This is a genomic window from Lentzea guizhouensis, from assembly GCF_001701025.1.
GTDB lineage: Bacteria > Actinomycetota > Actinomycetes > Mycobacteriales > Pseudonocardiaceae > Lentzea > Lentzea guizhouensis.
This window is the reverse complement of the sequence record NZ_CP016793.1, coordinates 5,343,242-5,369,651: the sequence shown is the minus strand read 5'-3', so window position 1 is coordinate 5,369,651 and position 26,410 is coordinate 5,343,242. Positions and strand designations below refer to the sequence as shown.

Genomic DNA, 26,410 nt, shown 5'->3' with positions numbered 1-26,410 from the left:
GAACATGCCTGAACGGTCCTCAATGGACCTGAACGGAACCGCGCCGACCTGTAGGAGTCTTGTTTCCGCAGGTCAGCGCGGTATCGCTGCCATAGTTCACACCGAAGAGGTCACTGGTTCGATCCCAGTATCGCCCACAGTGTGTTTTACCTGGTCAGACGGCCTGTCGATGATCTCATCGGCGGGCCGTTTGCGTTGTGTTGGGAGCAAATTGGAAGCAGGGGGTTCCTGAACACATTTGCGATATCCAAACGTTCACACAGCTTCGTCCAGTCCTTCCATGATCCAGGACCCGCCGTCCTCCTCCCAGCGGCGCTGCAACTGCTCCAGCGTCCTGCTGATCATGACATCGGTCATGTGCGAGTAGTCGTCGACGTCCTTGCGCTTGTGCCCAGCCGGTCGAGCCGCAACACACGTGCACGCCGTCTTCCACAAGCCAGGTCTCGTGCGTATGGCGCAGATCGTGGAAGTGGATCTCCTCGTTCAGCGGAGCCCAGCCGAGCGCCTCGTTGCCGGTCAGAGCGGGCAGCCAGACGCGCCGGAAGTTGGACCGCCGACGCACCGCACCTCTGATCCCTAGGAACACGATCCTTGAGTCAGGGCTGCGCGAGAAGCTCTTCGACGAGGAACGGCGGTAGGTGCATCGCGGGCGCCGGCTGGAGCCTTCGGCGGCCTGATCAACGAATATGAACCCGCCGCCTAGTGCACAGGTCAGAGCCACGCGACTGGCTTCTGATACCCCACAGGCCATGTGGCCGTTCCGGTACGTTCTGTAACGAGCCCTTGACCTCACGCGATCCTCAGTCGTGAAGCGGATTCCGCAGTTCCCGCCCGATCTCGCCGCGATGAAGGGCGGAGTGGTGACCGCCGCGGACGCCTACGGCTCGTGGCTGCGGTCGTTCTACGACGTGCGGGCCAAGTGGCACCGGCGCTTCTACCGGCTCAGCGGCCTGCTGGTGATCCTCGTGGGCGCGGCGCTGCCGGTACTCAGGAGCCTCGACTACCCCCGGCAAGACCGTCGTCATCTCACTGGCGGGCGTCCTCGTGGCCGGGGTGACGGGCCTGCGCACGTTCTACCGCTGGGACCAGTCCTGGATCCTGTTGCGCAACACCGAGATAGCGGTGACCGCCGCGTACCTCGAGTGGAAGCTGACGCTGGGCAACTTGCCGGCGGGGGACGTGGGGGCGACGCCGGAGCAGGAGAAGGCGGCCCACGTGTCATAGAGAAGCTCGGCGAGCTGCGCCAGCACGAGGCGCGGAGCTACTTCGAGAACATGGCTTTCCCAGCGGTGAACGGCATGCAAGCCTGATCGGAGGAGCGCCATGGCCGATCGGCTCCCGTTCGACGACATGGTTGTGGTCCTGCCCGGCATCGGCGGCAGCGTGCTGAAGTCCGTCGACGGGCCGGTCTGGGAACCGTCGATCGGCATGGCGGGTGCTCTGCTGCGCGACCGCCACGACGTGCTCGCCAGGCTCGCCGGCGATCCGGGAGAACTGGACGATCCCGAGTACCGCGACGGGGTGGTCGCGACCGAGCTAATCGGCACACCCGTCGCGGTGCCGGGAATCGCGTCGCTGAACCAGTACCGGCCGCTGCGGCGCGCGCTCAACGAGGCGTTCGAACTGGTCGTGGGCGATCCCGCCGCGCAGGACGGTGCACCGGCGAACTACTTCGAGTTCCCCTACGACTGGCGGCGCGCGAACCAGGTGTCCGCGGTCGCGCTGAAGCGGTTCGTCGACCGCGAGCTGGCCAAGTGGCGGGGGAGCCAGCTGGACAGCTCGGCCAAGGTCGTCTTCGTCTGCCACAGCATGGGCGGCTTGGTGGCGAAGTACTACCTCGACGTGCTCGGCGGCTGGCGCGACTGCCGATCCCTGATCACCTACGGCACGCCATTCCGCGGCTCGCCCAAGGCCCTGGGTGTGCTCGCCAACGGGCTACGCCGGTTCGGGATCGACTTCTCCGCCCTCACGGAGGTGCTGCGCGGCTTCACATCCGTTTACCAGCTCCTGCCTCGTTACCCGGTCGTGCGGCAACGGCAGGGGGAACCGCTGGTCCGGATCAGCGAACTCGCCACCGGCTTCGGTGGTCTCGACCTGAGCCGTGCCCGCGCCGCCTACGAGGACTTCCACCGCGCCATGGACCCAGAACGCTCGTCGCACCAGGGCAGGCGGCTCGACCAGCTGGTGCGCCTGCGCCCGATCGTCGGCTACGGCCAGAAAACCCTGCAGTCGGCCGAGATCGGGCCGGGCGGTTTGGAGGTCTCCGCGACCGCCCTGTCCGCGAACCCCGGCGTCCGCGCGCTCGGCACCGGCGACGGCACGGTGCCCGCGGTCTCGGCGGTGCCGATCGAGCTCTCCGACGACGGCCCGTGGTGGTGGGAGAACGGCAAGCACGCCACCATCCACACCACCGCCAACACGCTGACCAGCCTCGTGAAGACCTTGACGCTGGGCACCGCCGGCCTGGGCGACCTTCAGGGCCCGCAGCGGCAGGAGTGGGAGACGCGAGCGGCACCGGCCGAGGTCACCCTCGACGTCCGCGTGGACGAGATCACCCCGGTGGGCGAGCCGCTGACGATCGACTGCGTGCTCAGCGACCCCGGTGTAACCGAACCACCCGCGCTGACGATCCCAGAACACGTATCCACGGAGCGAACGGAGACCTCTGAAGGGTATCGGTATCGCGTGCACGGCCTCTCCGCGGGCACGCACGAGATCACGGTCGACTGGGCCGGGTGCTCGGTGAGCGACGTCGTCGAGGTTTGTTGAACAACCTGGTGGACACGTGGATCTGTGGCAGAAGTGGAAGAAGACCGAGCCGGAGCGGCTCGCGTGCTACGTGCACAAGCACGAGACCGTGCGCGTGTTCAGCGCCCCTCAGATCGACGCGGACCTGCGCCGCGGCCACCGCCTGGACGCGGTCCGCCGGGTGTACGAGCATTTGGCCGGCCAAGGGATCCGGTACGACACCGCACGGATCGACTTCGTCACCCACCGCCGGTCGGAGCAGGAGGTCAGGCAGCCGGGAGAAGTCGCGGCGGAGGGCGGGAACTGCCTCGAGCTGGCACTGCTGTTCGCGGGGCTGTGCGAGCAGGCGAAGTTGCTGCCGTTGCTCGTGCTGCTGGAGCAGCACGTGCTGGTCGCGGTGCGGCTGGACGAGGACGCCGATCTGCGCACCGCAACGGGCCGCCCCGGCCCTCACGACCGCGAGCTGCTCAGCGGCGGGTTGCTGCCGCCGGCGGCCGACGTCCACGTCCACGCGGCGAAGCTCGCCGAGTGGGAGGCACAGGGCCGTTGCGTGCTCATCGAGTGCACCGGAATGGCGTCGTGGAGCGGCAGGCTCACGTTCGATGAAGCCGCTCGCACAGGTCTGACCCAGCTGACCGACACGGTCATGGGCGCGCTGACCCAGGTCGTCGACGTCGCCTTCTTCCACCTGCAGGACACGCCGTACAAGTCCTACCAGCTTCCGCCGCGACCCGCGCACGCCACGGACGCGGACGAGGTGGTCCTCGGTGACGCCGCAGTCGAGGCGATCACCGAGCTGGCGGCACGGCTGGAGCCCGCACCCGCCGTGCCGTTGCGCTGGAACGCGACGGGACTGCAGTCGATGCTCGCGACGGTGCCGCGGACGTCCGAGCTCGGCGTACTGGTCGCCGGGCTGGTCCAGGTGCTGGGCGCGGCGCGCTTCGCCAGGAGTTGGATGCCGCACGCCCTCACGTCACGACGGCTGCGCGCCGCCTTGATCGAGACGTTCCGCGGCAGGCTGCCCGCCCCGGGCAGCGGCGACACCGACTACCTCGCCCACGTCTTCCTGCACCGGCCGGTCACGCAGACCGACTGGCAGACGGAGCTGGTCCGCTACGTCGTCGCGGTGGCCCGCGGTGCAGGCCTTGACCTGCGCGACATCATGCTGCGTGACTGGGCGATCAGCGTGATCGGCACGGTCAGGACCAACGAGGTGCTGGAGGAGGCGGAACGCCGCCGCAAGTCCGCCCGGTGGCGGCTGCGGATCAGCCTGCACGGCTCGCCGACCGGCAGGTGGCCGGAGGCCGTCAGCGCCTGGCTCTTCGACGGTGACCGGCAGATCCCCGCGGAAGCGGAACAGTGCGAGCCGAACCAGACCTCCGTCGAGGATGCGATCGGCGCGGTGCTGGAGTGGGCGGAGGACATCGCGATCGAGGCAGGTGACCGGCTCACACAGGTCGAGATCGCCGTGCCGACGTCGCTGCTCGCGCAGTGGCGTCCGGAGGAGACGAAGGTGGGCAGCCGGATCGGCCTGCACCACGACGTGGTCGTGCGGTGGAGCGAACGGCTCGGCCCGCCCCGCCACCTGCGGCGCCTGCTGTCCGAGGCGCCGAGGCGGTGGCAGTTCATCGACCAGCACGGTGCCGAGGGCGGACTGGACTGGCTGGAGTCCGACCAGTCCCGCGACGTCGAGGCGGTGCGCGAACAGCTGGAGAACGGCACCTTCCAGGGCGCCATAGGACTGCGTTTTCCGCCGGAGCAGCGTGAGGAGCTGCTGGAGATGCTGCTGTTGTTCTCGCCGGTGCTGCTGTGGCCGGACGCCGACGCATGCCCGTGGGACGGCATCGACCAGGAGCTGCGGGACAGCTGGGAGTCGTTGCCCAGCGCTCTCGCGGACGCCTATCGCACGAGCTGGAGACGGCACGGTGAGACGCCGACGCTCGCCGTGGTTCGCGCGGTGTGGGACGACCAGGACTGGCTGACGTTCTGCCGCAACTACCTCAAGGCACAGGCGAGCCTTCGGCGAAAAGGAGCATGACCATGGCGTGGGCGCCTTACTACCGGGGTGACGGCCAGGCGAGGGACGTGAAACTGCCCGAGCCGCCGCCGTGGCGGCAGTTCCCGCGGACTGAGCAGGAGTCGGCCAAGACGTTCCAGCCACCGCCTGGGCTCGTCGACGCGGTCAACGCCGCGCTGTGCCTGCACCGCCCGCTGCTGCTTACCGGAGCGCCGGGCTCGGGCAAGTCGACGGTCGTCGACTCGATCGCGACGGAGCTGCGGCTGGGGGTACCGCTGCGCTGGCACATCACCTCCCGCAGCACGCTCACCGAGGCGCTCTACCGCTACGACGCGCTCGGCAGGCTCGACGCCACGCAACACGGCGAGGCCGATGACATCGGCCGGTTCGTCGAGCTAGGCCCGCTCGGCACCGCCCTGTTGCCGGGAGACCGCCCGCGCGCCGTGCTGATCGACGAGATCGACAAGAGCGACATCGACCTGCCGAGCGACCTGCTCAACGTCCTCGAGCTCGGTGAGTTCACGATTCCCGAGCTGTCGCGGCACAAGGACTCGCGCGTGACGGTGCGCCGCAGCGGTGGCGACGGCACGGCCGAGATCGTCAACGGCAAGGTGCAGTGCACCACCTTCCCGGTGATCGTCATGACCAGTAACGGCGAACGCGACTTCCCGGCGCCGTTCCTGCGGCGCTGCATCCGGTTCGACGTCCCGAACCCGGACGCCGACGCACTGACAGCGATCGTGCGCGCGCACCTCGGCGTCGAGGCGGAGGCGCGGACGAAAGATCTGGTGACGAGGTTCCTGCAGGACCTGGAGTCGAAGAAGAACGTCGCGACGGACCAGTTGCTCAACGCGGTCTTCCTGGTGAACGGGCACCTCGACGGCGATAGTGAGCAGCGGGCCAAGCTGGCGAACCTCCTGCTGCGCGCACTCTCGGACGGCTGAGCCGTGCTCGACCGGCTGGTCCGGGGACTCCTCGGCTTCTCATCTGACATCGACGCGATGTCGGTCGCGGACGCCTTGTGGCTCGCCCAGGCGATGCGTCCGGCCACCGGCGACGCGGCGGAGATCCCGGAACGGCCGGAGGTCGTGGCCACGCCCAGCGGGCCGGAGCCACTGATGCCCGAGTGGGACCGGCCGTCCCCGCTGCACGAGGAGGATTTCGACGAGGGCGACGACGGTGATGAGGCCGACGTCCACGCCGCGGCGGCCGACGAGACCGGGCACCGGACCGCGACCAGGACGCAGCTGCCCACCAGTCGGGCGCTGCCGCACAGCCTCGACATCGCCCGTGCGTTGCGGCCGTTCAAACAGCGCTTCCACAACACCGCCAGGCTTGAGCTCTCGGTCGACGCGACCGTCGAGCGGTACGTGTCGACCAACCGGCTCACCCCAGTGCTGGTCCCCGCCCGCGAACGGTGGTTCGACGTCGACGTGGTCGTGGACGGGTCCGCCTCGATGGTCGTGTGGGACGACACCGTCGCCGAGCTGCTGAACGTGCTCAGGCGGATGAGCGCCTTCCGCACGGTCGAGACCTGGCGCATCGACCCGAACGCAGACAAACCGTTGCTGCACAAGGGCGACCACGTCGTCCTGGAACCTCGTGCCCTGCGTGACCCGCGGCAGCGACGGCTCGTGATCGTCGTGTCGGACTGCGTCACCGATGGCTGGTACGCACCGCAGATCTGGCAGATCCTGCGCGACTGGGCCTCCTGCACCCACACCGTGCTGCTGAACCCGTTGCCGCAGAAGCTGTGGCGTCGCACCGGGCTCGACCATCCCGCCGCACGGGTGCGGGCGGCCCGGCCCGGCGCACCCGACAGCGACCTGAGGTTCGGCGTCTCCTCGTTGCTGCGCAAGGAGGCCGGTGACATCCGTTGGCTGGGCGTCCCCGTGGCCGGACTGTCGGCGGCCTCGCTCGGCCGGTGGGCGCGCACCGCGATGGCGAAGGACCCGTTGGGGTGCGACGGTGTCCTGCTCCCGCAGACCGGCCGGCTGTCCTTCGAGGACTTCCCCGACGACTACTTCGACGACGACGTGGACGCGGCGGATCTCGTCGAGTCGTTCCGGCTCACCGCCTCCGCACCCGCGTGGCGGCTCGCCGTGCTGTGCGCGAACGTGGGTGTGCTGCCGGTCCGGGTGCTGCGCGACATCCAGCGCGACCTGGTGCCCGAGGCCCAGCCGTCCGATCTGGCCGAGGTGCTTGTGAGCGGCCTGTTCCACGAGGCCGTCGGCTCCCGGCCGGAGGAGCTGACGATCTCCCTGCGCGACGGGGTGGGCGAGCACCTCGCGAACTACCTGTCCAGATTGGACGCACGCGCGCTGGTCATCGCAATGCGGGACCGGTACACCGCGGCCGCGTCCGCGCACGGCCTGGTCGTCACGGCAGCGGTGGAGGACGAAGCCGGCGAGCTGATGCTGCCGGACCACAGCAAGGCCTGGGCCAGCGTGGCCCGCAACACCGCGGCACTGCTCGACCTGCCTCCCGAGCCGGCCCTGGAGCCAGTCCCCGAACCGCTGCCGGTGTCCACGCCGCTCCCGGTGCCTGACTTGTACCAGCCGCGCGGCAGGTACGTCGGCATCGGCGTCGGCGCGTACGAGCTGGTGCAGCCGCTGCAGCACGCCGTGAGCGACGTGCGGGAGCTGGGCGCGCTGCTCAGGGGGTACGAGGGCGAGCCACTGGCCGATCCGACCGAGGCCGAGGTCCGCGCCCACATGAGGGCGCTCCGGCAGAACCCGCAGGACGGCGGCGCGTTGGTCGCGTTGTGGGTCGGGCATGCGATGCCCGTCGCGGGCAGCCTCCGACTCCTGGCGAGGGACAACGATGGCGCGGCCGACGGCATCACACTGGATGAGTTCGCGTTGTGGTGTGCCTCGTCCGGTGCGCATCAGGTGTTCATCATCATCGACGCCTGCTACTCGGGTGCTCACCTCGACGAGGCCGTACGGAGGATCGCCGACCTCCAGGAGCAACTGCTGGCTGATCACACGCACTGGGCGGGCGTGCTGGTGTCGTGTTCTGGCGTTGAGACGGCCCGTGACGGCCTGTTCGGCGGCAAGCTGCGCAAGCTGCTGCGTGCTGGCCCTACCGCCGATGAGGACATGCGGCGGTGGAGTGACCGCACGGCGTACGTCGACGGCGGAGCGGTCGGCACGGCGCTGTTGAACGGGTGGGACAGCGATGTGCAGCGGCCGCGTTTCATGCAGTACGGATCTGCTCAGCCGATGCTGCCGAATCCGTTGTACTCCCCGAACACAGTCCCGAAGCACCTGCTGCTGGCCGCTCGTGGTGGCGACTCGGCGGACAACCGGTCGTGGTTCACCGGCCGCACCGCGCAGGTGGATCGCGTGGTCGGCTGGGTGAAGTCGGGTGTGCCTGGTCTGCGCGTGGTCACCGGGGCGCCGGGCACGGGCAAGTCCGCGGTGGTCGGCCGGGTCGTGAGCCTGTCGAACCCGGCCGAACGCGACCTGCTGCTGACCGCCGGACCGCCGTTCCGGCACGCCGACCCCGGCCCGAATTCGGTCGACGCGGCCGTGCACGTCCGTGCGATGACCGCCGACCGCGTGGCCGACCTGCTCAGCCGTCAACTGGTCGCCGCCGGCCTGATCCCTGCACCGGACGGACCACGGCGCGGCGCGGCCGAGCTGGTCGGTGTGGTCAGCACGCTCACCTCACCGCCGGTGCTGGTGGTGGACGGCCTGGACGAGGCGCGCGGTGAGTCGTTCTCGATCGCCACCTCGCTGCTGACCAGGCTCGCGAGCTACGCCGTGGTGATCGTCTCGACCCGGCAGGCACACCGCGTCGCCGGTGGCGCGCCGTTGCTGACCGAGCTGTCGCCGGTCGAGGTGCTGAACCTCGACGAGGCCGACAACGAGACCGACGTCCGCGCCTACGTGCTCGCCCGGCTGGGTACGCAGGTTCCGCAGTCCACCGTGGACTCGTTGGCGCAGCTGCCGTTCCTGACCGCGTGGATGATCACGGACCAGGTGCTCGCCAGCGGCGGGGCTGATCTCAGACTCTCGCTCGACGCGGTTTTCGAACTGGAGCTCGCCAAGGTTCCGGCGGCACGCACGTTGCTGACGGCGTTGACGTGGAGCCACGGCGCCGGGTTCCCCGAGGCCGAGTGGATCGCGGTCGCGGAAGCGCTGTCGGGCGAGCGGTTCGTTTCCGCCGACGTCTCCACCGTGCTCATCGAACTGGGCCGGCACATCACGCAGGACGGTGAGGAGGGCACGGCCGTCTTCAAGCTGACGCACCAGACGTTCGCCGACTACCTGCGGCCGCCGTTCGCGCCGAGCAGGGCCGAGGTGTTCGCGCCTGGCGCGGATGTCGTCGCGAAGGCGTTGGTTCGCCTGTACCGGCAGCGGTTGGAAGCGGGCGTGCCACCGAACGTGCCTGGCTACCTGCACAAGTACGTCTGGCGGCACTGCGGGCACGCCGGCGTGCAGGCGTTGGACGGGTTGCGCGAACTCGCGGTGATGAACCGGATGCTGATGCCGGACATCGCGCTCGCGGCGACCACGGCAGCCAACGAGCTCGCACACTGGGGCCGCGGCGACGAGGCCATCCCGCCGTTCGAGGAAGCTGCCTCGCACTTCCGCGCATTGGTGCCGACGAACCGGATGTATTTGGCGGACCTGGCCTACGTGCTGAACCGGCTCGCCCGGCGGTTCCGCGAGGCTGGCCGGCTGCAGCAGGCCGTCGCACCCGCGGAAGAGGCCGTGGTGCGGTACCGGGAGCTGGTCGCGTCGACCCCGACGACTGCTGAAACGCTGACGCACAAACGGCTTGCACAACGCATCGCGAAGACGACGACGCACGGCGGCGACAACCCGACGTATGCGGCGCACCTGAGTGGTGCGTTGGTCGATCTGAGCGAGATCTACGCCATGCTCGGCCGTCGCCACGATGCAGTGTCCACAGCTCGCGACGCCGTAGCCGCCGTCGACTCCGACGTTCCTCTTGCCCGCGCGATGATGTGCCTCGCCGCGCGGTGCAGCGAAACGGGCCGGCGCTACGAGGCCATGCAACGCTCCAAACAGGCCGTCGAGGTGTACTACACCCTCGCTCAGGCGAACCCGGCGCACCTCTCGGACCTCGTTGGCGCACTGGCCTGTCTGAGCCAGGACTACCTGAGACTCGGCAGGCTCGCGGATGCCGACCGCACCACGCAACAAGCCGCGGACATCAGCGGCACGCTGGGCCGGCACGCACCATTCCGCCCACAACTCGCCGACGCCGCACTGAGCCTGAGCGTCGCCTACGGCATGGTCGACCGCACCGATGCGGCGCTGACCTCGGCCCGGCAAGCCGCGGACCTCGCGGAAGGGTTGCCGCTGCACGCCGAGGCGCTGCACAACCTGATGCGCCGCCAGCGCGACGCATACGAACTCGCGGACGCCGTGGCGACCGGGCTGCGGGCCGTCGAGCTGTGCCTGCAGCCGGAGCACGCGCACAAGTTGTCCATCCTCGCGGGTGTGCTGTTCACCCTCGACACGATCTGCGCAGGCAACAACCAACCCGAGATCGTCCACATGGCCTGGAACCGGGTGACCGAACGGTTCCGCGGCCCGAGCCTCGCGACCCTGCTCACGCTGCGGGCTGCTTCGGCTCGAGCAGGAGAAGCCGAAGCGCTGAAGTGGCTGAGCCTCGCCCTGACCCACGTCGGCCAGTCCCGGCAGGCGCTTCACGACCTGCACGACGTGGCTCGTCGCCACTACGACTCGGCCCGGTACTGGTCGTGGGAGTCGGAGCCGGACTGGCTCACCGTCGACCGCAGGCTGCTCACGACGGCCCGTGCGTGGGTGTTCGCCCGCACGTACGCCGAGGAACGCGCGATCCTGCTCCACCACCCCGAACTGCTCTCGACGGACGCGGACGTGGCGGTCACCGAAGCGCTGTACGGCACCAGCCTCGTCGAAGCGCAGGTCCTCCAGTCCCGCCGCAACACCGCACAGCAGCAGGGCGTCGAGCAGGCCTACCGTCCCTGGCTGCTGGCCAGCGTGGCCGACGAGTTCATCGACGCCACCCCGGCTCGGCGCCGCGAGCTGCTCGCCACGCGCAGGGACGAGCTGCTGGACAAAGAAGTCCTGAAGAACGTGCGGGACAACCGGCCCGTGCACGCGTTGCTGCTGCTGGCCGACGATGACGCCAACGTGCTCGACCTCGTGCTGGACGCACACGAGAATCCGGAGCGCACGACGGACATCCTGCGCGAGCTCTCCTCGCGCGCGTCTCCTCAGGCACTCACCCAGGCCGTGACCGCGCTGGAACCGCATCCGCTTGCGGCGCTGTACAGGGCAGTGGCGCGTGTTCGAGCGGGTGACGATCGCGTCACGCTGCCCCCAGCGGATCAACGACTGACGTGGATTCACGAGCTGACCTACCTGCTGCCGACAAACCTGAAACTGGCCACGTTGATCCGCAGGCTGTCATCCGATCCGGACTAGTCAGCTGAGCTGTCGGCAGTTCGCCGGCATGCACCACTTCGCGGCGACAGTGGACGACCTCAACCGCTGGCCACGACAGCCTGCCCTCGTGCTGATCCTGGAGAACAAGGAGACAGCTTTGCGGAGGCCGCCGAACAGCGCGCGGAGCTGAGCGACCGCCGCGACGAAGCGCTCACGGAGCTGCAAGCCGCCATCGTGACGTGGGCGACGGGCTGCCGCGAGCTCACCTTCCCCGACCCCGGCGCGCTGGCGGCCCTCGCCGCGGCGGAGACCGCCCTGCTGACTCGGGTCGACGCCGTCGCGAGCCGGGTGCTGGACGCCGTCACCAGGGAGGAGACCCTGGCCCAAACGGCGCGGGAGGACGCCGAACGTGACCGCGGCGCACTGCGCGAGGAGGTTCGCCGGCTGCTGGCCGAACAGGACCTCCCTCCCCCGCCACCGCACACCCGCACCACCGACCGCGCCACGCTGAACGGCGCGCCGCTGTGGCGGCTGGTCCGCTTCGCCGACGCGGTGCCCGAGGAAGTCCGCGCGTCGGTGGAAGCCGCGCTCCAGGCGTCAGGCCTGCTGGACGCCTGGATCGGCCACGACGGCACGATCACCGGGCACGACACGTTCGCCCTGCCCGGCTCCGTGCCACCGGCGCCGGGCCGGTCGCTCACCGAGGTGCTCGTGCCCGAGCCGGACACGCCCGTGGCCTCCGGCGTCATCACCCGCCTGCTGGGCGAGGTGGCCTACGGGGAGCAACCACCGGAGGGGCATCCGGCGGCGATCGGCGCCGACGGCGGCTGGCGCCTGGGCACGCTGCGCGGCACGTGGCAGAAGGACGAGGCCGCACACATCGGCGCGCTCGCCCGGCAGCGGGCCAGGCAGCGCCGGTTGACCGAGCTGCGCGAGCGGATCACCGCGGCGGAGGAGCTGATCGCGACCCACACCGCCGTGCTGGGTTCGCTGGCGGCACGCAGGTCGGCCGTCCAGACCGAACGGGACGCGCGGCCGGCCACGCCGCCGCGGACGCCGCCCTGGAAGCGCTCACCAGGGCGGAGGTCGCGGTCTCCACCGCCGACAGCGTGGTCCGGCGCTCGCTGGACGTCCTGTCGAAGCGCGAGCAGCGCGTGGACCGCGCCCTGCGGGAGCTGACCGCGGCCGCGGCCGAGCACGGCCTGCCCACGGAGCGGCAGGCGCTCAACGCCGTGGCGGACGCCGTGAACGCCTTCCGCGCCGCCGACGCGTGGATCGACGAGCACGCCACCCTGGTCGCGACGCGTCGCGAAGCCGAGCGAGCCGCTGAGCAGGCGCAGCGCTCCCGGCTCGCCGCCGAGCAGCGGGAGGACGAGGCGGACGTGGCCGACGCCGCCGCCAGCAGGCTGGACAGCGAGCTGGACGCCGTCGAGGGCACCATCGGCGTCGACTACCGGGGTGTGCTCGACCAGCTCAGCGCCCTGCGGAACGAGCTCGACGAGGTCAAGCGGCAGGCGAGCGGCAACCGCAGGGAGATCAGCGGCCTGGCCGAGCGGCTGGGCCAGCTGACCACCCGGCGCGCCACCGACGCGGAGAACCGCGACAACGCCACCCACCTGCGCGACCAGGCGGCCACCCGGTTCCGCCGGCTGGCGAACGGCAGCTTCCCCGCCGACAGCGGCTTGCCCGGCCTGGCGGCGTTCACCGAGGCGCTCACGACGTCCCCCGGCGTCCGGGCGGCCCTCGACGCGGCGAGGACGGTCGCGGCCTCGTGGCCGACTCTGCCGCACTCACCGAAGAACATCGGCGACGCCGCCCACCGGCTGGCCGAGGAGGTGCACGCGTCCCGCGAGGTGCTCGGCGCTCGCGCCGACCTCGAACTCGACTCCGACGAGGACGTCCAGGTCTTCTCCGCGATGGTGGACGGCATGCGCATCGGCGCGTCGGCGTTGCACGACCGGCTCCGGTCCGACGCGGAACGCAGCCGGGAGGACATCACCGCGCAGGAACGCGAACTGTTCGACCGCACCCTCACCGGCGACACCCGCCGCCACCTCGCCGCCCGGATACGGCAGGCGCACGAGCTGGTCGACGGCATGAACGCCCGCCTGGAGCGGGTGCGCACGGCGTCCAAGGTGGCGGTGCGGCTGGTGTGGGAAGTCTCGCCGGACCTGCCGGCCGGCACGAAAGCGGCGCGCGACCTCCTGCTCAAGGACCCGGTGCGGTTGAGCGAGGCCGATCGCGAGTCGCTGCACCGGTTCTTCCGCGAGCGCGTCGAGCAGGCCAAGGGCGACGAGTCCGCCGCGGGCTGGGAACAACAACTGGGGCAGGTGTTCGACTACACCGCCTGGCACCGGTTCGTGGTGAAGCTCGACCGCATGAACGGCACGGGCTGGCAACCGTTGACCAAGAAACTGCACGGAGCGCTCTCCGGCGGCGAGAAGGCGATCGCCCTGCACCTCCCCCTGTTCGCCGCCGTGGCAGCCCACTACCAGGCGGTCACCCGGGCACCGCGGGTCATCCTGCTGGACGAGGTCTTCGTCGGCGTCGACTCCGTCAACCGCGGCCAGGTCTTCGAGCTGCTGTCCGCACTGGACCTGGACCTGGTGCTCACCTCCGACCACGAGTGGTGCACCTACCGCGAACTGGACGGCATCGCGATCCACCAGCTGATCACGGGCGGCGACGGGGAAGATGCCGTCACCACCGCGCGCTTCGTGTGGAACGGGGCTGAACTGCTCGACGAGCAGGAAGACGTGGACAGCTGAAGGACACTCGGCCGGGGCGCGCTGCCGGTCAGACCACCACGGGGCAGGTCTCGTCGTCGGCGGCGGGTGCGCCACGGCGGTCGGCCGCGGTGTGTGCCAGCACGACGGCGGCCTTGTCGGGGCTGAGGAAGCGCAGTCCCATGAAGTTGTCGCCGGTGGTGAACCCCGGCAGCGCCCAGATCTCCTCGTACGGGATGCGCGCCGGCCAGTACCGGCGGAAGCTGTAGACGTTGCTCCAGAGGCACCTCGCCGGATCGGGACGCCACAGGTGCCGCGCGAACGCCGGGTCGCGGAACGAGTGCCCGACCTCGCCGATGGCCAGCACGTGCTTGCGGCCGGTGAGGAGCACGACGGCACCGGCCTCGAGGGTGTCCATCCGCCTGTCGTGCTGGGCCGTGGCACCCCAGAACCGGGCCCGGCCGCTCGGGTGTGCGTCGGTCAGCTCGGCCAGGTCCGTCGCGTCCAGTCCCGCTTCCCGGAACGGGACCGTTCGCGTCAGCGTGTCCGCCCAGTGCCGGCGGGCCTCGGGAGTCCCGTAGGAGGGTTGGATGACGACTTGCACCACGATCGACACCGTACCCGGAGCCTCGATCACCCGGTCTGGAAGCTGGCTGACCTGACGCCGTTCACCCCGTCGCGGGCACCAGCTCCGGTGCCCGTACCGGGTCGACCACCCGCGGCTTCCGCACGGCAACAGCGACCACGACCAGCGTCAGCAACGCCAGCGCCGGGTACGTCCACCCGATCAACGACAGCCAGCCCGGCCGCGAGATCGTCCAGATCGTCGGCTGCCTGCTCAGCTGGAACGCGATGACGTCCCAGCACATCACCGGAACCCACAGCACCAGCAACGAGATCCGCGCCCACGGCACCACCCGCGCGTGCACCAGCCAGACCAGCAGCGGCGCCACCCAGACCCAGTGGTGGTCCCAGGAGATCGGCGACAGCAGCAACCCCAGGAACTGCACCGACAGCACACCGATCAACGCATCACCCGCACGCACCGCCGCACGTAACGCGAACAACGCCACCACGAGAGCCACCACGCCCGCGACGATCCACGGCCACGACATCTGCACGTCGTAGCCCAGCGACCGGGACAACGCGCCGCGCAACGACTGGTTGTGCGCGGTCGCCACCGGACCCACCCGGCCGGGGTCGCCCAGCAACGTGAACCAGTACTGCTCGGCCTGCGAGAAGTTCACCAGGAACCCGAGCCCGACCGAGGCGGCGAACGCCCCCAGCGACCACAACGCCGCCGCCCACCGGCGCGTCGCGAGGAAGTACAGCCCGGAGATCGCCGGCACGAGCTTCACGCCGGCCGCCAGGCCGATCCCGATCCCGGCCGCCCGCGAGCCCCGCGCCAGCAACGCCGCCAGCACGCACGCCGCCAGCACCAGGTTGACCTGGCCGAACTCGAACGTGTGGAACACCGGCATCGTCCACAGCAGCGCCGCGGTCCACAGCAGCGAACGCCGCTCCCACTCCGGCGACCACCGCGGGGCGACCGACCGCAGCGCCACCCGCACCAGCCAGTGCAGGCACAGCACCGACAGCAGCCGGAAGACCCACTGCGCCGCGCCCCAGAACAGCCAGGTCAGCGGCAGGAACACCAGCGCGCCGAAGGGCGGGTAGGTGAAGGGCAGCGGGAAGTCGGGCGGCGAGTGCGGTGACGTCACCCGGTAGAGGTCGCCGTCGAGCACGTGCGGGGCCAGCGCCCAGTACACGTACAGGTCGATCGACTCGTTGCCGAAGCCGGTGACGAGCGTCCAGGTGCGCGCGAGCACGGACACCGCCAGCAGCCACGGGGCGGCGGCGAGCAGGCGCCGGTCAAGCTTCGCGAGTGCGCGCACGGCGGTCCGCCTCCGAGGTCGTCCTGAGCAGCCGCGGGGTGGCGGCGAGGGTGAGCAGGCCGAGCGCCGGGTAGGCCCAGCCGAGCGCGGCGAGCGGCCAGGGTCTGGGGATCTCCCAGATCGAGGGTTGCTGGTTGACGAGGAACGTGACCAGGTCCGCGCCGGTCACGACGACCCACGGCAGCGCGAGGACCGGACGAGGGCCGTGGACGAGCCACAGCACCACCGGGATCACCCACAGCCAGTGGTGGCTCCACGAGATCGGCGACACGAGCAGGCCGAACAGCTGCACGGCGAGCACGGCGGCAAGCGTGTCCGACGCGCGCACGGCCGAGCGCAGGGCGAGGAACGCCAGCACACCCGACACGGCCACCGCGAGCAACCACGGCCACGACATCTCGACGTCGTAGCCGAAGGACCGGGACAACGCGCCGCGCAGCGACTGGTTGATCGCCGACCCCACCGGCCCGACCCGGTCGGCCGCGCCGAGCAGGTGGAACCAGTAGCGCCAGGAGTCCGGGGCGGACACGGCGAACCCCAGCGCCACGGTCAGCAGGAAGCCCGCGAACGACCACGCCGCCGCGGTCCACCGGCGGGTCGCGAGGAAGTACAGCCCGGAGATCGCGGGAGTCAGCTTCAGCCCGGCGCCGATCCCGACCCCGAGGCCCGCCACGGAGTTGCGCACGGTCACCACCGCCGCGAACACGAAGGCGACCAGCACGAGGTTGATCTGGCCGAAGTCGAGGGTCTTGCGCACCGGCTCGCACCACAGCGCGAGCCCGGTCCACAGCAGCGCCCGCCGCGGGTCGTACCCGACCCGGCGAGCCAGCAGCCCCAGCGCCGTCCGCACGATCCACCACAGGCACACCAGCGACAGCAGCTGCCAGACGACCTGCGCCGCGACCCACGGCAGCGCCGACAGCGGCAGGAACACCACCGCCCCGAACGGCGGGTAGGTGAACGGCAGCGGGAAGTCCGCCGTGAACGGCATGGTCACCGTGTAGAGCCGGTCGGTGAGGATGTTCGGCGCGAGGCTCCAGTACACCTTGAGGTCGATCATCCCCCAGCTCTCGGGGAACGTCAGCCGCCAGGCGTAGCCGGCCAGCGACAGGCCCAGCACCAGCGGCGCGAACCGCAGCAGCCGTGCCTCGACGACGCGGACCCGCTCACTCACCCGTACCTCCTGTGCCGGCGCCCGCCGGTGCCGGCGCCCAGATGAAGTACCAGGGTGGAGTGGACGGTGCCAAGAGGCAGACGGCGGGCCTCGGTGTACGGGTCGAAGCCGCGACCGCCTTCTTCGCCTCCTCGGGTCGTGCCGGTCGCACGAACCGGTGGTTTCACCCCTGCTCGGCCAACCGCGTGACGTTCCGCGACCGAAGGTGTCCAAAGGGAGTGGACACGGACGAACAGGTGGGAGCAGGCCATGAGCGTCGAGGCGGCCGCACTCGACGATGCCACGTTGGTGGCGCGTTCCCGTGACGGCGACATGCGTGCCTACGAGCAGTTGGTGCGCCGCTACCAGGGGCAGATGTACCGGCTGGCGCTGCGGGTGGTGGGCAGCGCGGGCGACGCGGAGGACGTGGTGCAGGACGTGTTCCTCACCACGTGGCGCCGGTTGGGGCAGCTCAAGGACGACGGGGCGTTCGTGGGGTGGCTCTACCGCACTGCCACGAACCGGTGCTTGAACGTGCTGCGGCAGCGCAGGCCGGTGGCCGTCGTCGAGCTCGACGACCAGCCGTCGGTGGCGCCGCGGGAACGGCCGGAGCGGGCGGTGGAGGTGAGTGCGCAGATGGACGCGCTGGCCGTGGCGTTGCGCGGGCTCACGCCGGAGCAGCGCGCGTGCTGGGTGCTGCGGGAGGTGCACGGGAGGTCGTACGACGAGATCGCGGAGGCGATCGGCGCGACGCAGCAGGCGGTGCGCGGAAGGCTCGCGCGAGCGCGGGCACAACTCGCGGAGGTGATGGCGCCGTGGAGGTGACGGCGGACTACGCCCTGCCGTGCGGGCGGGACGTGGAGCAGGTCTGGGAGGCGATCGAGACCGCCGACGAGCACACCCGGCGGTGCCCGCACTGCGCGGCGGTGCGGGAGAGCCTGCTGGTGCTGCGGGCGGCGACGGAGGAGATGGCGCGCGACCGCGTCGAGCCGCCGTCCGACCTGGTCAGCAGGGTGATGTCGGCGGTGCGGGCGGACGCGCGGCGCGGCGAGGCCGTGCCGTTGCCGAACAGCGGCGCGGACCCGGCGCGGATCAGCACGGGCGGTCGCGGCGGTGCTGCGGTTCGCGGCGGACGGCGTGGACGGGGTGCGGGCCCGCGGCTGCCGGGTCAGCGAGGCGGTGGAGTCGACCGAGGCGGACCCGGTGATCGAGGTGGAGCTCAGCATCGCGATCGCGGTGGGACGGACGACGGCGGAGACGTTCGACGTGGTGCGGGAGCGGGTGGTCGCGGCCGCGTCGGCACGCATCGGCGTGCGGCTGGCGCGGCTCGACCTCGTCGTGTCCGACGTGCTCGAAGGGTGACCGGGGTGCTCGAAACTCTCGAAACGGTCGTGGCGGCGCCGGTGGTGGCCGCGGTGGCGGTGCACGCGGCGGAACGCGTGCCCGGCGTGCACGTGCAGCCGGGCGTGGCCGCGCTGGTCAGCTCGGTGGTGCGCAGCGCGCGCCAGCACGTGAAAGGGCTGAACCCGGCGCCGGTCGAAGGGGTCAGGCTGCGGTACGCGGGTGCGGCCGTGCTGCTGGAGGTGGACGTGGTGATCTCGGGTGACGACCAGGCCGCCGCGGTGGCGCGGGCGGTGCAGCGGTCGGTGCGCGCGGCGGTGCCGGAGCTCACCGGGGTCGAGGTCGGATCGGTGCTGGTGACGGTGGTGGACGTCGCGTGCTGATCGTGGAGGAACTGCTCAAGGCGCTGCGGAAGGTCGACGGGCTGCGGCCCTCGACGCCGGTGCTGTCGGTGCGCGTGCCGTGGGACGTGGACGGGCTCGCGGTGGACGTGGCCGACGACGTGGTGTGCGTGCGGGTGGTGGCGACTCGCTTGCCGTTGCCCGCGCTGCTCACCGAGGCGGGTGCGGTGCTGCGGACCGTTCTCGTTGGCACGCAGTGGGAATCAGCTCGGTTGAGACTTGTGGTGACCGATGTGGACAGAGATGCGCTGAACGCGTCTTGAGTCACCCGATCAGGCCGTGACCTTTCCGGATCGGCCGTGTCTTTGAAGGTGTGGACGGTACTTCGAAGGAAGGAACGACGATGACCACGCAGACCGCGGACAAGAACAGCGTTGCGGGCAACGGCAACAACAAGCTCGTCACCGACCGGGGTGCGACCACCATCTCGGAAGTGGTGGTGCAGAAGGTCGCCGGGCTCGCGGCGCGGGAGATCAAGGGCGTGCACGCGCTCGGCGGCGGTGCGACGCGGGCGCTGAGCGCGTTGCGCGACCGGATCCCCGGTGCGACCGCGAGTGCCGGTCAGGGTGTGTCGGTCGAGGTCGGCGAGCGGCAGGCCGCGGTCGACCTGGAGCTCGTCGTGGACTACGGCGTGCCGATCGCGGACCTCGCGAAGTCGGTGCGCGGCAACGTGATCGCGGCGATCGAGCAGATCACCGGCCTCGAGGTGGTCGAGGTGAACATCAACGTCAACGACGTGCACATCCCGGCTGACGACGACGGCGCCGAGCCGGAGAGCAACGGCAGCCGAGTCCAGTGAGCCTGACCCGCCGCCTCGTCGTCGGGGGTGGGGCGGCGGGTTCCCCTTCGTGGCAAAGGAGATTCGCAGTGAGCACAACCGCACTGGGACTGCTGACGGGGCTGGCTCTGGGCCTCGCGGCGGCGTTCGGGGGCTTCAGCGCCTTCCTGCTCGTGCTGGTGTTCGGCGCGCTCGGCCTGGTCGCGGGCCGGGTGGCCGAGGGCAAGCTGGACCTGGCCCAGCTGCTCGGCAGGGACAGGGACTGAGCCGATGACGACCACGCTCGCCGCGCCCGCGCGCGGCCTCACCACGGTGGCCGACCGCGCTGTCGGCCGGATCGCCTCCCGTGCGGCGCACGAGGTCGCCGGTGTCGCGGGCGCCACCGCCAGTGCGCACGTCACCGGCGGGGTCGCCGCGTTGGACGTGCGGCTGGACCTGCACTACCCCACGCCGGTGGCGACGACGACCGCCGCCGTCCGCGCGCACCTGGCGGAACGGGTCGGCGCGCTCACCGGGCTGGCGGTGTCCGTTGTCGACGTTTCCGTGGCGGAGCTGCGGACGGCGGCCGAGGTGACCAGGAGGGTGCGATGACCCGCAGGTCGCGCCGGTCGTTGCCGGCGGTGTGCGTTTCCCTGCTGTTGTTGGGTGTGTGCGTGCTGGTGGCCGTGTGCGCGATCCAGCTGGCGTTGGGCGAGACGCCGCTCGTGTCGTATTCGGCTGTCGCCGGAACGCTGCACGAGACGTCGTGGGCCGCCAGGGAAGTGCTGATCTTCGGCGCTGTGGTGGCGGCGGTCGGGCTGCTGCTGGTGCTGGTCTCGGTCGTGCCGGGGCGGGCGCGGACGGCCCCGCTGGACGAGCGCACGTCGATCTCGCGGCGGGGCCTGCGCAACGCGGTCCGGGCGGCCGCGCGGGTGGACGGGGTCGAGTCGGCGTCCGTCCGGGTGGCGCGCAGCCGGGTGAAGGCCTCCGTGCGCACCCGGCGGACGAACACCGACGGGATGGCCGATGTCGTGCGCGAGTCGGTGCAGCAGCGGCTTTCGGAGATCGCGCTCGCCCGCACGCCGCGGGTCGTGGTGCGGGTCAAGGCTTCCAGGGGTGCGTCGTGAACCGGGTGCTGTTGTTCCTGTGCGGTCTGGTGTTGCTGGGCGCCGGAGGTGCTGCCGTGGTGGCACATCTCGGCCGGATCCCTCAGCTGGACTCCGGTGCTCCGCTGGTGCCCGGTGCGGACCTGCCGCCTACGTGGGTGCTCGTGGTGACGGCTGTCGTCGCGGTCGTGCTGGCGTTGCTGTGCCTGCGCTGGTTGCTGGCGCAGGTGCCGCGCACGCCGACGGCGACGTGGCGGTGGAGCGGTGACAACGGCTCGACGCGGATGTCCACGTCGGTCGCGACCGCACCGCTGGCAGAGGAGATCAGCGGGTATCCGGGCGTGCGCAAGGTGGAGGCCGCGCTGACCGGGCCGCATACAGCGCCCCGGCTCGCACTGGTCGTGCGGGCGCACGGGGACGCGGACGTGCGAGAGATCCGTCGGCGCATCGACTCCGAGGGTGTTCCGCGGTTGCGGGAGGCGCTGGAGTCGCCGGAGCTCGTGGCGACCGTCGAGTTCCGGCTCGCCACGTCCGCTTCCGGCGCGCGGGTCTCCTGATCAGGTCTTGTCGGCCAGCCGTTCGACGTCCGCGGTCTTGCCGGCGATGATGAGCACGTCGCCGCGTTCGACCACGGTGTCGGTGGTGGCGTAGGTGAAGCCCTCACCGGAGCGCTTGACACCGACGACGGTGACGCCGTACTTGGCGCGCAGCTTGCTCTTACCGAGCGCGTGCCCGACCGCCTCCTCCGGCGCGCGCGTCTTGATCATCGCGTAGTCGTCCTCGAACTCGATGTAGTCCAGCACCCGCCCGGTGACCATGTGCGCCACGCGTTCACCCATCTCGTGCTCGGGCAGCACGACCCGGTGGACACCGATGCGTTCGAGGATCCGGCGGTGCTCGTGGCTGATCGCCTTGGCCCAGATCGTCTGGATGCCGAAGTCGACCAGCACCACCGCGGTGAGGATGCTGGCCTCGAGGTTCGTGCCGATGCCCACCACCGCGTGCTGGAACTCGTCGACCCCGAGCTGCCGCATGACCTCGGCGTCGGTGCTGTCGGCGACGACGGCGTGGGTGAAGTCGTCGGCGTACCGCTGCACCAGCTTCGGGTCCGAGTCGACCACCATGACCTCGGTGCCCTGGGCGATCAGTTCCAGCGCGAGCGAGCTGCCGAATCGGCCCAGCCCGATCACGACGACGCGGGAAGCCTGCCTATCCGACAATGGGTCGCTCCTCGGGTAGTTCGTAGCGGCGCCGGCGTTCCCGCAGCGCCAGGGCCGACACCAGGGTGATCGACCCGACCCTGCCGATGAACATCAGCACGATGATGACCAACTGGGCCACCGGCGGCAGCTTGGCCGTGATGCCGGTGGACATCCCCACCCCGCCGAACGCGGAGGTGGTCTCGAACAGCACGTCGTCGAGCCGGAACTGCGTGGTGGCCAGCAAGATCATCGTCGCCGTCATCACGACACCGACCCCGAGCAACGCCACCGTGACCGCCTGCCGCTGCACCTCGGCGCTGATCTTGCGCCCCATGACGTGCACACTCGGCTCGGCCCGCACCTCGGCCAGCAGCACGAAGGCGATCAGCGCGAACGTGGTGACCTTGATGCCACCCGTCGTCCCCGCACTGCCACCGCCGATGAACATCAGCACGTCGTGCACCAGCATCGTCGCCGGCTGCAGCTGCGCGATGTCGATGGTGTTGAACCCGGCCGTCCCCGGCATGGCACCGTGGAAGAGCCCGATGAGGAGCTTCTCCCCCACCCCGTACGGCCCGAGCGTGCCGGCCTTGCTCCACTCGACCGTCAGCACCACCAGCGTGCCGACCGCGATCAGCCCCAGGTAGACGGGCACCGTGATCTTGGTGTGCAACGACCACCGGCCCCTGCGCCTGCTCCTGCCGCGCAGGATCTCGAACAGCACGGGAAACCCGAGCCCGCCCGTGACCGCCACCGCCACGACCGGCAGGCAGATCCACGGGTCCGTCGCGAACCGCATGAGGTTGTCCGGGTAGAGCGCGAGCCCGACGCTGTTGAACGCCGACACGGCGTGGAAGACGCCTTCGTACAGCGCCCTGCCCAGGGTCATGTCATAGCCCAGCCAGAACCTCGTCGCGAGCACCGCGGCGCCGATCGCCTCGACTGCCAGGCTGATCGTGACCACACCCGCGATGACCCGGCGGACATGCCCGAGGTTGAGGGTGTTCGTCTCGGTCTTGACGGTGAGCTGCATGTGCAACCCGAGCCGGTGCGACACCAGCAACGCCAGCACCGAGGCCATCGTCATGATGCCGAAGCCGCCGATCTGGCACAGCACCAGCAGCACGACCTCGCCGAACGTCGACCAGTGCGCACCGGTGTCCACCACGGCCAGACCGGTGCCGGTGATGCCGGAGACAGCGGTGAACAGGGCGGTCAACAGGCCCGTTGAGCGGCCGGGCTCGGCGGCGACGGGGAGCATGAACAGGGCCGTCCCGGCGGCGGTGGCGGCCAGGAAGGCGAGGACGACGAGGCGGGCGGGGTGCCGCCAGCCGGACATGGCCGGGCCGGAGATCACCGCGCAAGCCTAGGTGAGGCCGATGTGGAACGTGGACGAACCCGGCAAACGGGGTGGCGAGGCGTGGCCTGCGGCCTCACGACGGCGCCGGCGTGCTCCTCAGCGGGTTCGGGCAGTCGACGTAACGGCTGGCAGCGCCTTCCGCCCTCGTCCACCTCAACAGCAGGTTCGCCTTCGCCGGCACCGACGGACTGCTCTCCAGCAACGCCCTCAACAACGGCGGCGACCCGTGCTCCTCGGCATACGCGGCGAACACCGCCCGAGCCTCCCCCCAGAGGTCCACTCCGGGATGGCGAGCGTGCACCGCCCCCGCGATCTCCATCAGGTGGTTCACGATCAGGCAGTACTGCAGCCGCTCCCACCCCTTCGCCTCGGACACCCCGCGCGCCCCGGCCAGGTCCCCGTCCACTGAGGACAACAGCGAGGTGTGCGACGGCAGCAACCGCATGCCCTCGTGATCCCGGTAGAACGCCTGCACGGGCATACCAGCGGAATCCACACCCACCAGCACGTTCTGCATGTGGCTCTCCATCACCACGCCGTGGGCGAAGAAGGCGTGCAGCACCGGCGGCGCGACAGCCGACACGTACGCGCGGAACCAGGCAGCCGGGTCGACGAGAGCGTCGAGCGGGTTGCCGGGGAAACCCTCGGCGATCCCCGCGGCCAGCAGTGGGGTGACGCCTGGCCAGGTGTGCCGGCGGATGCCGTCGCGGACGACCACGGCCAGGCCCTCGAAGCACGACGGCGAGGTGCGGTAGCCGCGGTCCAGCAGGAAGGCGGTGCCGGGGTAGGTGGCGGCGATGTCGGCGAACACCGGCCTCAGCACCTGCGCGAGTGGTGGGATCCAGTGGAGGTCGTAGGTCCAGAGCCGGCGGATGTCGTTGGTGATCTGGATGTCGAGGCTGAACTTGTAGAACAGGTCGGCTGCCGGGTCGTAGACCGTGCGGACCGAGGAGGTCGGCCAGACCAGCGGGCCGTCAGCGTCCCCGGACAGGCCCAGCAACGAGAGCTGCAGCGGGTGGGCGGGCAACGAGCCGGCGGGCAGGGCCACGTCGCCCGCGTCCACGAAGTCGCCGTGCAGCACCGCCAACCGGAAGGCAGCGTGCGTTTCCGGGGCGTACGGGAGCCAGGCGGAGGCGGGCAGGGAGCCGCGGCTCTTGGGGGCCGGGTGGTAGCGGTGGCCGGCGATCAGGGCCTGTTCGGAGCGCTGGTACGCATCATTCGGCGGGGCACCGCGGGTGGCGAGGATGGCGGCGATGGCGGAGTGGGAGGCGGCGATCTCGTCGAGGAAGCCGACGGGGGCCGTGCCGAGCTCCTTGACGATGAGGACGGCCAGTTCGTGCCAGGTGATGGGGTGCCAGGTGCCGGCGAGGAGTTCGGGGGACGAGGGCCAGCGGCCGGTGCGGGCGCGCAGGAGGGCGCCGGTGTGCGGGAGCTTCAGCAGCAGGTGGTCGGCGGTGGTGGTCACCTCGGCGACCTCGCGGCGCAGGCAGTTCAGCAGCGCGGTCGCGGTGATGCCGTCGGGGTCGGAGTTCGCTTCCACCTGTGTTCCCTCTGGCGATGTGTCAGGATCACGTCATTCTCACGCAAACGCAGGTCGAGACGGAATTCGCCGCCGCGCTGGAGGGTGAGCGGGCCGAGCGGTTCCTCGCCGCGTTGCCGGCTGCGCGGGAGGCGGTGCTCCAGCGGGTGAGGCGGGCGGTCGACGTCGAGCCGTTGCCTGCGGTCGAGCGCACGGACGGGCATCCGGCCGACGTGGTCCGGCAGTGGCCGAACAGTGAGCGGCTGGCTCGGGAGGTCGCGCACAGCGTGGCGGGGCTGGCGTTGGCGCGGACGGCGAAACCGCTGGCCACGCCGTTTCTGGACCGCACGCTGGAGGAGCACGAGCAGAGCGTCGTGGACGGGCACCCGTTGCACCCGTGTTGCCGCAACCGGACCGGGTTCACGGCTCAGGACCACCTCGACTATGGCCCGGAACATCGGCCAAGGACAGCGCTGAGGCTCCACCCGGCCGACGACCACGTGGTGTTCGGCGACTGGCCGGAGGAGCTCAGAGACGGCCGGACGCTCCTGCTCCCGGTGCACCCGTGGCAGGCGACACGTAAGGAAGTTCACTCGATCGGCACGCTCGACGCGAGCCCGTTGATGGCCCTGCGGACGTTGTCGGCCGGCGCGTGGCACGTGAAGACGACGCTCAGCGCGCAGATCACCTCGGCCGTGCGGGACATCTCGGCGAGCTCGATCACAACCGCCACGACGGTCTCGGACTTCCTGGAACGCACCGTCGAAGGCATCGAGCTGCAGCGCAACCGGGCCTCCGCCGCCGTGCGCACGAACGGTGAGCCGGACCGTGAGCTGGGCGTGATCCTGCGCGACAAACCGGCGATCCGCCCGAACGAGACGCTGCTGCCGCTCGCCGCCCTCACGGCCAGGCCGGTCGACGGCGCGAAGCCGCCGATCTGCCACCTCGGTGACCCGGTGCAGTGGCTCACCGAGTTCGCCGAACTGGCCGTGCCGCCGATCATGACCCTGCTCGCCAGGGGCGTGGCGCTGGAGGCGCACGAGCAGAACCTGCTGGTCGGGCTGACGAACGGCCGACCCACGAGACTGGTCTACCGCGACCTCGCCGACATCCGGGTCAGCCCGCGCCCCGACCTCCCCGACCGCCTGCACGCCGACCAGGAGGCCCTGCGCGCCAAGACGTTCGCCACGTTCTTCGCGACCACGCTGACCGGCCTGGTCACCACCCTCGAAGCACCAACAGCAGAGCTCTGGCAGGTCATCGCCGGAACACTGCCGGACACACCCGACCGGCACGCGCTGCTGCACGACCCGATCCCGGCGAAACCGCTCACGCTGATGCGACTCGACCCGGCGACCAAGCAGTGGGCCCACCTGCCGAACCCGTTCAAGAGCTGACCAGCTCGGCCACGTCGTCGAACCGCAGCACCACCACCGCGCCGACCACCCCGAGCACGGCCGCCAGCACCGAGGCCACGAACTCCGCGTAGTCCGCCCGCGACCGCACCTTGCTCACCGCCGACACCAGCAACACGAGTCTACACAGGACCACCGCACCCAGCACCGCGCCTCACCCCTGCCCGATCGGCCGCAGCACCACACCGAGCAGGTCGGTGTCCGGGATGCACCCGAGCAGCCGGGAGTCCTTGCTGCGCGCCAGGTTGTCCCCCAGCACCAGCAGCCACCCGGCCCAGGTGCGCGACCTCGTGCCCGCCGCCGGACCGTGCGCGGTCCTGGTCACCAGCCGGTCCCCGCTGCTGCTGGACGGGGCCGCGC

The 26,410-nt window shown here is 70.7% G+C and carries 27 protein-coding genes; 17 read left to right on the top strand and 10 right to left on the bottom strand.

Features of this window, described 5'->3' with window-relative positions; all coding sequences use genetic code 11:
- Window positions 1-255: 255 nt before the first annotated feature.
- On the bottom strand, window positions 256-435 hold the full coding sequence (locus BBK82_RS50555; protein WP_154697509.1) for a hypothetical protein: 180 nt from the start codon (window positions 433-435) through the stop codon (window positions 256-258).
- Between the two features lie 609 nt (window positions 436-1,044).
- Between BBK82_RS50555 and BBK82_RS54365 the strand changes: the two genes are divergently transcribed.
- From BBK82_RS54365 to BBK82_RS54355, 7 genes are all read left to right on the top strand, one after another.
- Entirely contained in the window at window positions 1,045-1,224 is a 180-nt protein-coding gene (locus BBK82_RS54365; RefSeq protein WP_237047583.1) for a hypothetical protein, read from the top strand.
- Window positions 1,225-1,323: 99 nt separating this feature from the next.
- Entirely contained in the window at window positions 1,324-2,769 is a 1,446-nt protein-coding gene (locus tag BBK82_RS26495; RefSeq protein WP_065917439.1) for an esterase/lipase family protein, read from the top strand.
- Window positions 2,770-2,785: 16 nt separating this feature from the next.
- Complete coding sequence (locus BBK82_RS26490; protein WP_065917438.1) at window positions 2,786-4,786, top strand: vWA-MoxR associated conflict system protein; 2,001 nt, start codon at window positions 2,786-2,788, stop codon at window positions 4,784-4,786.
- Window positions 4,787-4,788: 2 nt separating this feature from the next.
- A complete protein-coding gene (locus tag BBK82_RS26485) occupies window positions 4,789-5,709 on the top strand; it encodes an AAA family ATPase (protein ID WP_065917437.1) in 921 nt (306 codons plus the stop codon).
- A 3-nt stretch (window positions 5,710-5,712) separates the two neighbouring features.
- A complete protein-coding gene (locus BBK82_RS26480) occupies window positions 5,713-11,214 on the top strand; it encodes an SAV_2336 N-terminal domain-related protein (RefSeq protein WP_065917436.1) in 5,502 nt (1,833 codons plus the stop codon).
- A 195-nt stretch (window positions 11,215-11,409) separates the two neighbouring features.
- Window positions 11,410-12,354, top strand: coding sequence for a hypothetical protein (locus tag BBK82_RS54360; RefSeq protein ID WP_065917434.1), 945 nt, complete (start codon window positions 11,410-11,412; stop codon window positions 12,352-12,354).
- Entirely contained in the window at window positions 12,285-13,943 is a 1,659-nt protein-coding gene (locus BBK82_RS54355) for an SbcC/MukB-like Walker B domain-containing protein (RefSeq protein ID WP_065917433.1), read from the top strand. The genes BBK82_RS54360 and BBK82_RS54355 overlap by 70 nt, the downstream gene beginning before the upstream one ends.
- A gap of 28 nt (window positions 13,944-13,971) precedes the next feature.
- Here BBK82_RS54355 and BBK82_RS26460 read toward each other — a convergent pair whose 3' ends face one another.
- The 3 genes from BBK82_RS26460 to BBK82_RS51755 form a co-directional block, all read right to left on the bottom strand.
- Entirely contained in the window at window positions 13,972-14,508 is a 537-nt protein-coding gene (locus BBK82_RS26460) for a hypothetical protein (RefSeq protein WP_065921361.1), read from the bottom strand.
- 61 nt (window positions 14,509-14,569) lie between these two features.
- Window positions 14,570-15,796, bottom strand: coding sequence for a glycosyltransferase 87 family protein (locus tag BBK82_RS26455; RefSeq protein WP_065917432.1), 1,227 nt, complete (start codon window positions 15,794-15,796; stop codon window positions 14,570-14,572).
- Window positions 15,774-16,970: a mannosyltransferase gene (locus BBK82_RS51755; protein WP_065917431.1), complete on the bottom strand. Its 1,197-nt coding sequence runs from the start codon at window positions 16,968-16,970 to the stop codon at window positions 15,774-15,776. Before BBK82_RS51755 ends, BBK82_RS26455 begins: the two co-directional genes overlap by 23 nt.
- 249 nt (window positions 16,971-17,219) lie before the next feature.
- Here BBK82_RS51755 and BBK82_RS51750 point away from each other — a divergent pair, with 249 nt between their 5' ends.
- A complete protein-coding gene (locus tag BBK82_RS51750) occupies window positions 17,220-17,774 on the top strand; it encodes an RNA polymerase sigma factor (RefSeq protein ID WP_065917430.1) in 555 nt (184 codons plus the stop codon).
- 7 nt (window positions 17,775-17,781) lie between these two features.
- Here the strand turns inward: BBK82_RS51750 and BBK82_RS56370 are convergent, their stop codons facing one another.
- Complete coding sequence (locus BBK82_RS56370) at window positions 17,782-18,048, bottom strand: hypothetical protein (RefSeq protein ID WP_335617979.1); 267 nt, start codon at window positions 18,046-18,048, stop codon at window positions 17,782-17,784.
- Window positions 18,049-18,062: 14 nt separating this feature from the next.
- Between BBK82_RS56370 and BBK82_RS56365 the strand changes: the two genes are divergently transcribed.
- The 8 genes from BBK82_RS56365 (at window position 18,063) to BBK82_RS26410 (ending at window position 21,111) form a co-directional block, all read left to right on the top strand.
- A complete protein-coding gene (locus BBK82_RS56365; RefSeq protein WP_335617978.1) occupies window positions 18,063-18,311 on the top strand; it encodes a hypothetical protein in 249 nt (82 codons plus the stop codon).
- Between the two features lie 5 nt (window positions 18,312-18,316).
- Window positions 18,317-18,673, top strand: a complete 357-nt coding sequence (locus BBK82_RS26435; protein WP_154697507.1) for an Asp23/Gls24 family envelope stress response protein — start codon at window positions 18,317-18,319, stop codon at window positions 18,671-18,673.
- Window positions 18,667-18,954 (top strand): hypothetical protein, encoded by a 288-nt coding sequence (locus BBK82_RS26430; protein WP_083268160.1) that lies wholly within the window; start codon window positions 18,667-18,669, stop codon window positions 18,952-18,954. The genes BBK82_RS26435 and BBK82_RS26430 overlap by 7 nt, the downstream gene beginning before the upstream one ends.
- A gap of 80 nt (window positions 18,955-19,034) precedes the next feature.
- Window positions 19,035-19,490, top strand: a complete 456-nt coding sequence (locus tag BBK82_RS26425) for an Asp23/Gls24 family envelope stress response protein (RefSeq protein WP_065917428.1) — start codon at window positions 19,035-19,037, stop codon at window positions 19,488-19,490.
- A gap of 68 nt (window positions 19,491-19,558) precedes the next feature.
- Window positions 19,559-19,735: a hypothetical protein gene (locus tag BBK82_RS51745; protein ID WP_093600157.1), complete on the top strand. Its 177-nt coding sequence runs from the start codon at window positions 19,559-19,561 to the stop codon at window positions 19,733-19,735.
- Window positions 19,736-19,739: 4 nt separating this feature from the next.
- Window positions 19,740-20,060, top strand: coding sequence for an Asp23/Gls24 family envelope stress response protein (locus tag BBK82_RS26420; RefSeq protein WP_065917427.1), 321 nt, complete (start codon window positions 19,740-19,742; stop codon window positions 20,058-20,060).
- Entirely contained in the window at window positions 20,057-20,575 is a 519-nt protein-coding gene (locus BBK82_RS26415; protein ID WP_065917426.1) for a DUF6286 domain-containing protein, read from the top strand. Before BBK82_RS26420 ends, BBK82_RS26415 begins: the two co-directional genes overlap by 4 nt.
- The gene (locus BBK82_RS26410; RefSeq protein ID WP_065917425.1) at window positions 20,572-21,111 is read left to right on the top strand and encodes a hypothetical protein; all 540 of its coding nucleotides are present in this window, start codon (window positions 20,572-20,574) and stop codon (window positions 21,109-21,111) included. Before BBK82_RS26415 ends, BBK82_RS26410 begins: the two co-directional genes overlap by 4 nt.
- On the opposite strand, the gene BBK82_RS26405 is transcribed toward BBK82_RS26410, so the two are convergent.
- From BBK82_RS26405 to BBK82_RS26395, 3 genes are all read right to left on the bottom strand, one after another.
- Entirely contained in the window at window positions 21,112-21,774 is a 663-nt protein-coding gene (locus tag BBK82_RS26405) for a potassium channel family protein (protein WP_065917424.1), read from the bottom strand. It abuts the gene before it with no gap.
- The gene (locus BBK82_RS26400; protein ID WP_335617977.1) at window positions 21,764-23,113 is read right to left on the bottom strand and encodes a TrkH family potassium uptake protein; all 1,350 of its coding nucleotides are present in this window, start codon (window positions 23,111-23,113) and stop codon (window positions 21,764-21,766) included. Before BBK82_RS26400 ends, BBK82_RS26405 begins: the two co-directional genes overlap by 11 nt.
- A 76-nt stretch (window positions 23,114-23,189) precedes the next feature.
- Complete coding sequence (locus BBK82_RS26395; protein ID WP_065917423.1) at window positions 23,190-24,656, bottom strand: IucA/IucC family C-terminal-domain containing protein; 1,467 nt, start codon at window positions 24,654-24,656, stop codon at window positions 23,190-23,192.
- Window positions 24,657-24,673: 17 nt separating this feature from the next.
- On the opposite strand from BBK82_RS26395, the gene BBK82_RS26390 reads away from it, so the two are divergent.
- Complete coding sequence (locus tag BBK82_RS26390) at window positions 24,674-26,032, top strand: IucA/IucC family protein (protein WP_065921358.1); 1,359 nt, start codon at window positions 24,674-24,676, stop codon at window positions 26,030-26,032.
- On the opposite strand, the gene BBK82_RS55835 is transcribed toward BBK82_RS26390, so the two are convergent.
- Window positions 26,022-26,150, bottom strand: coding sequence for a hypothetical protein (locus tag BBK82_RS55835; protein ID WP_257785389.1), 129 nt, complete (start codon window positions 26,148-26,150; stop codon window positions 26,022-26,024). The two genes, BBK82_RS26390 and BBK82_RS55835, sit on opposite strands and share 11 nt — an antisense overlap.
- 54 nt (window positions 26,151-26,204) lie before the next feature.
- Window positions 26,205-26,375, bottom strand: a complete 171-nt coding sequence (locus BBK82_RS50545; protein ID WP_154697506.1) for a S26 family signal peptidase — start codon at window positions 26,373-26,375, stop codon at window positions 26,205-26,207.
- Window positions 26,376-26,410 lie beyond the last annotated feature (35 nt).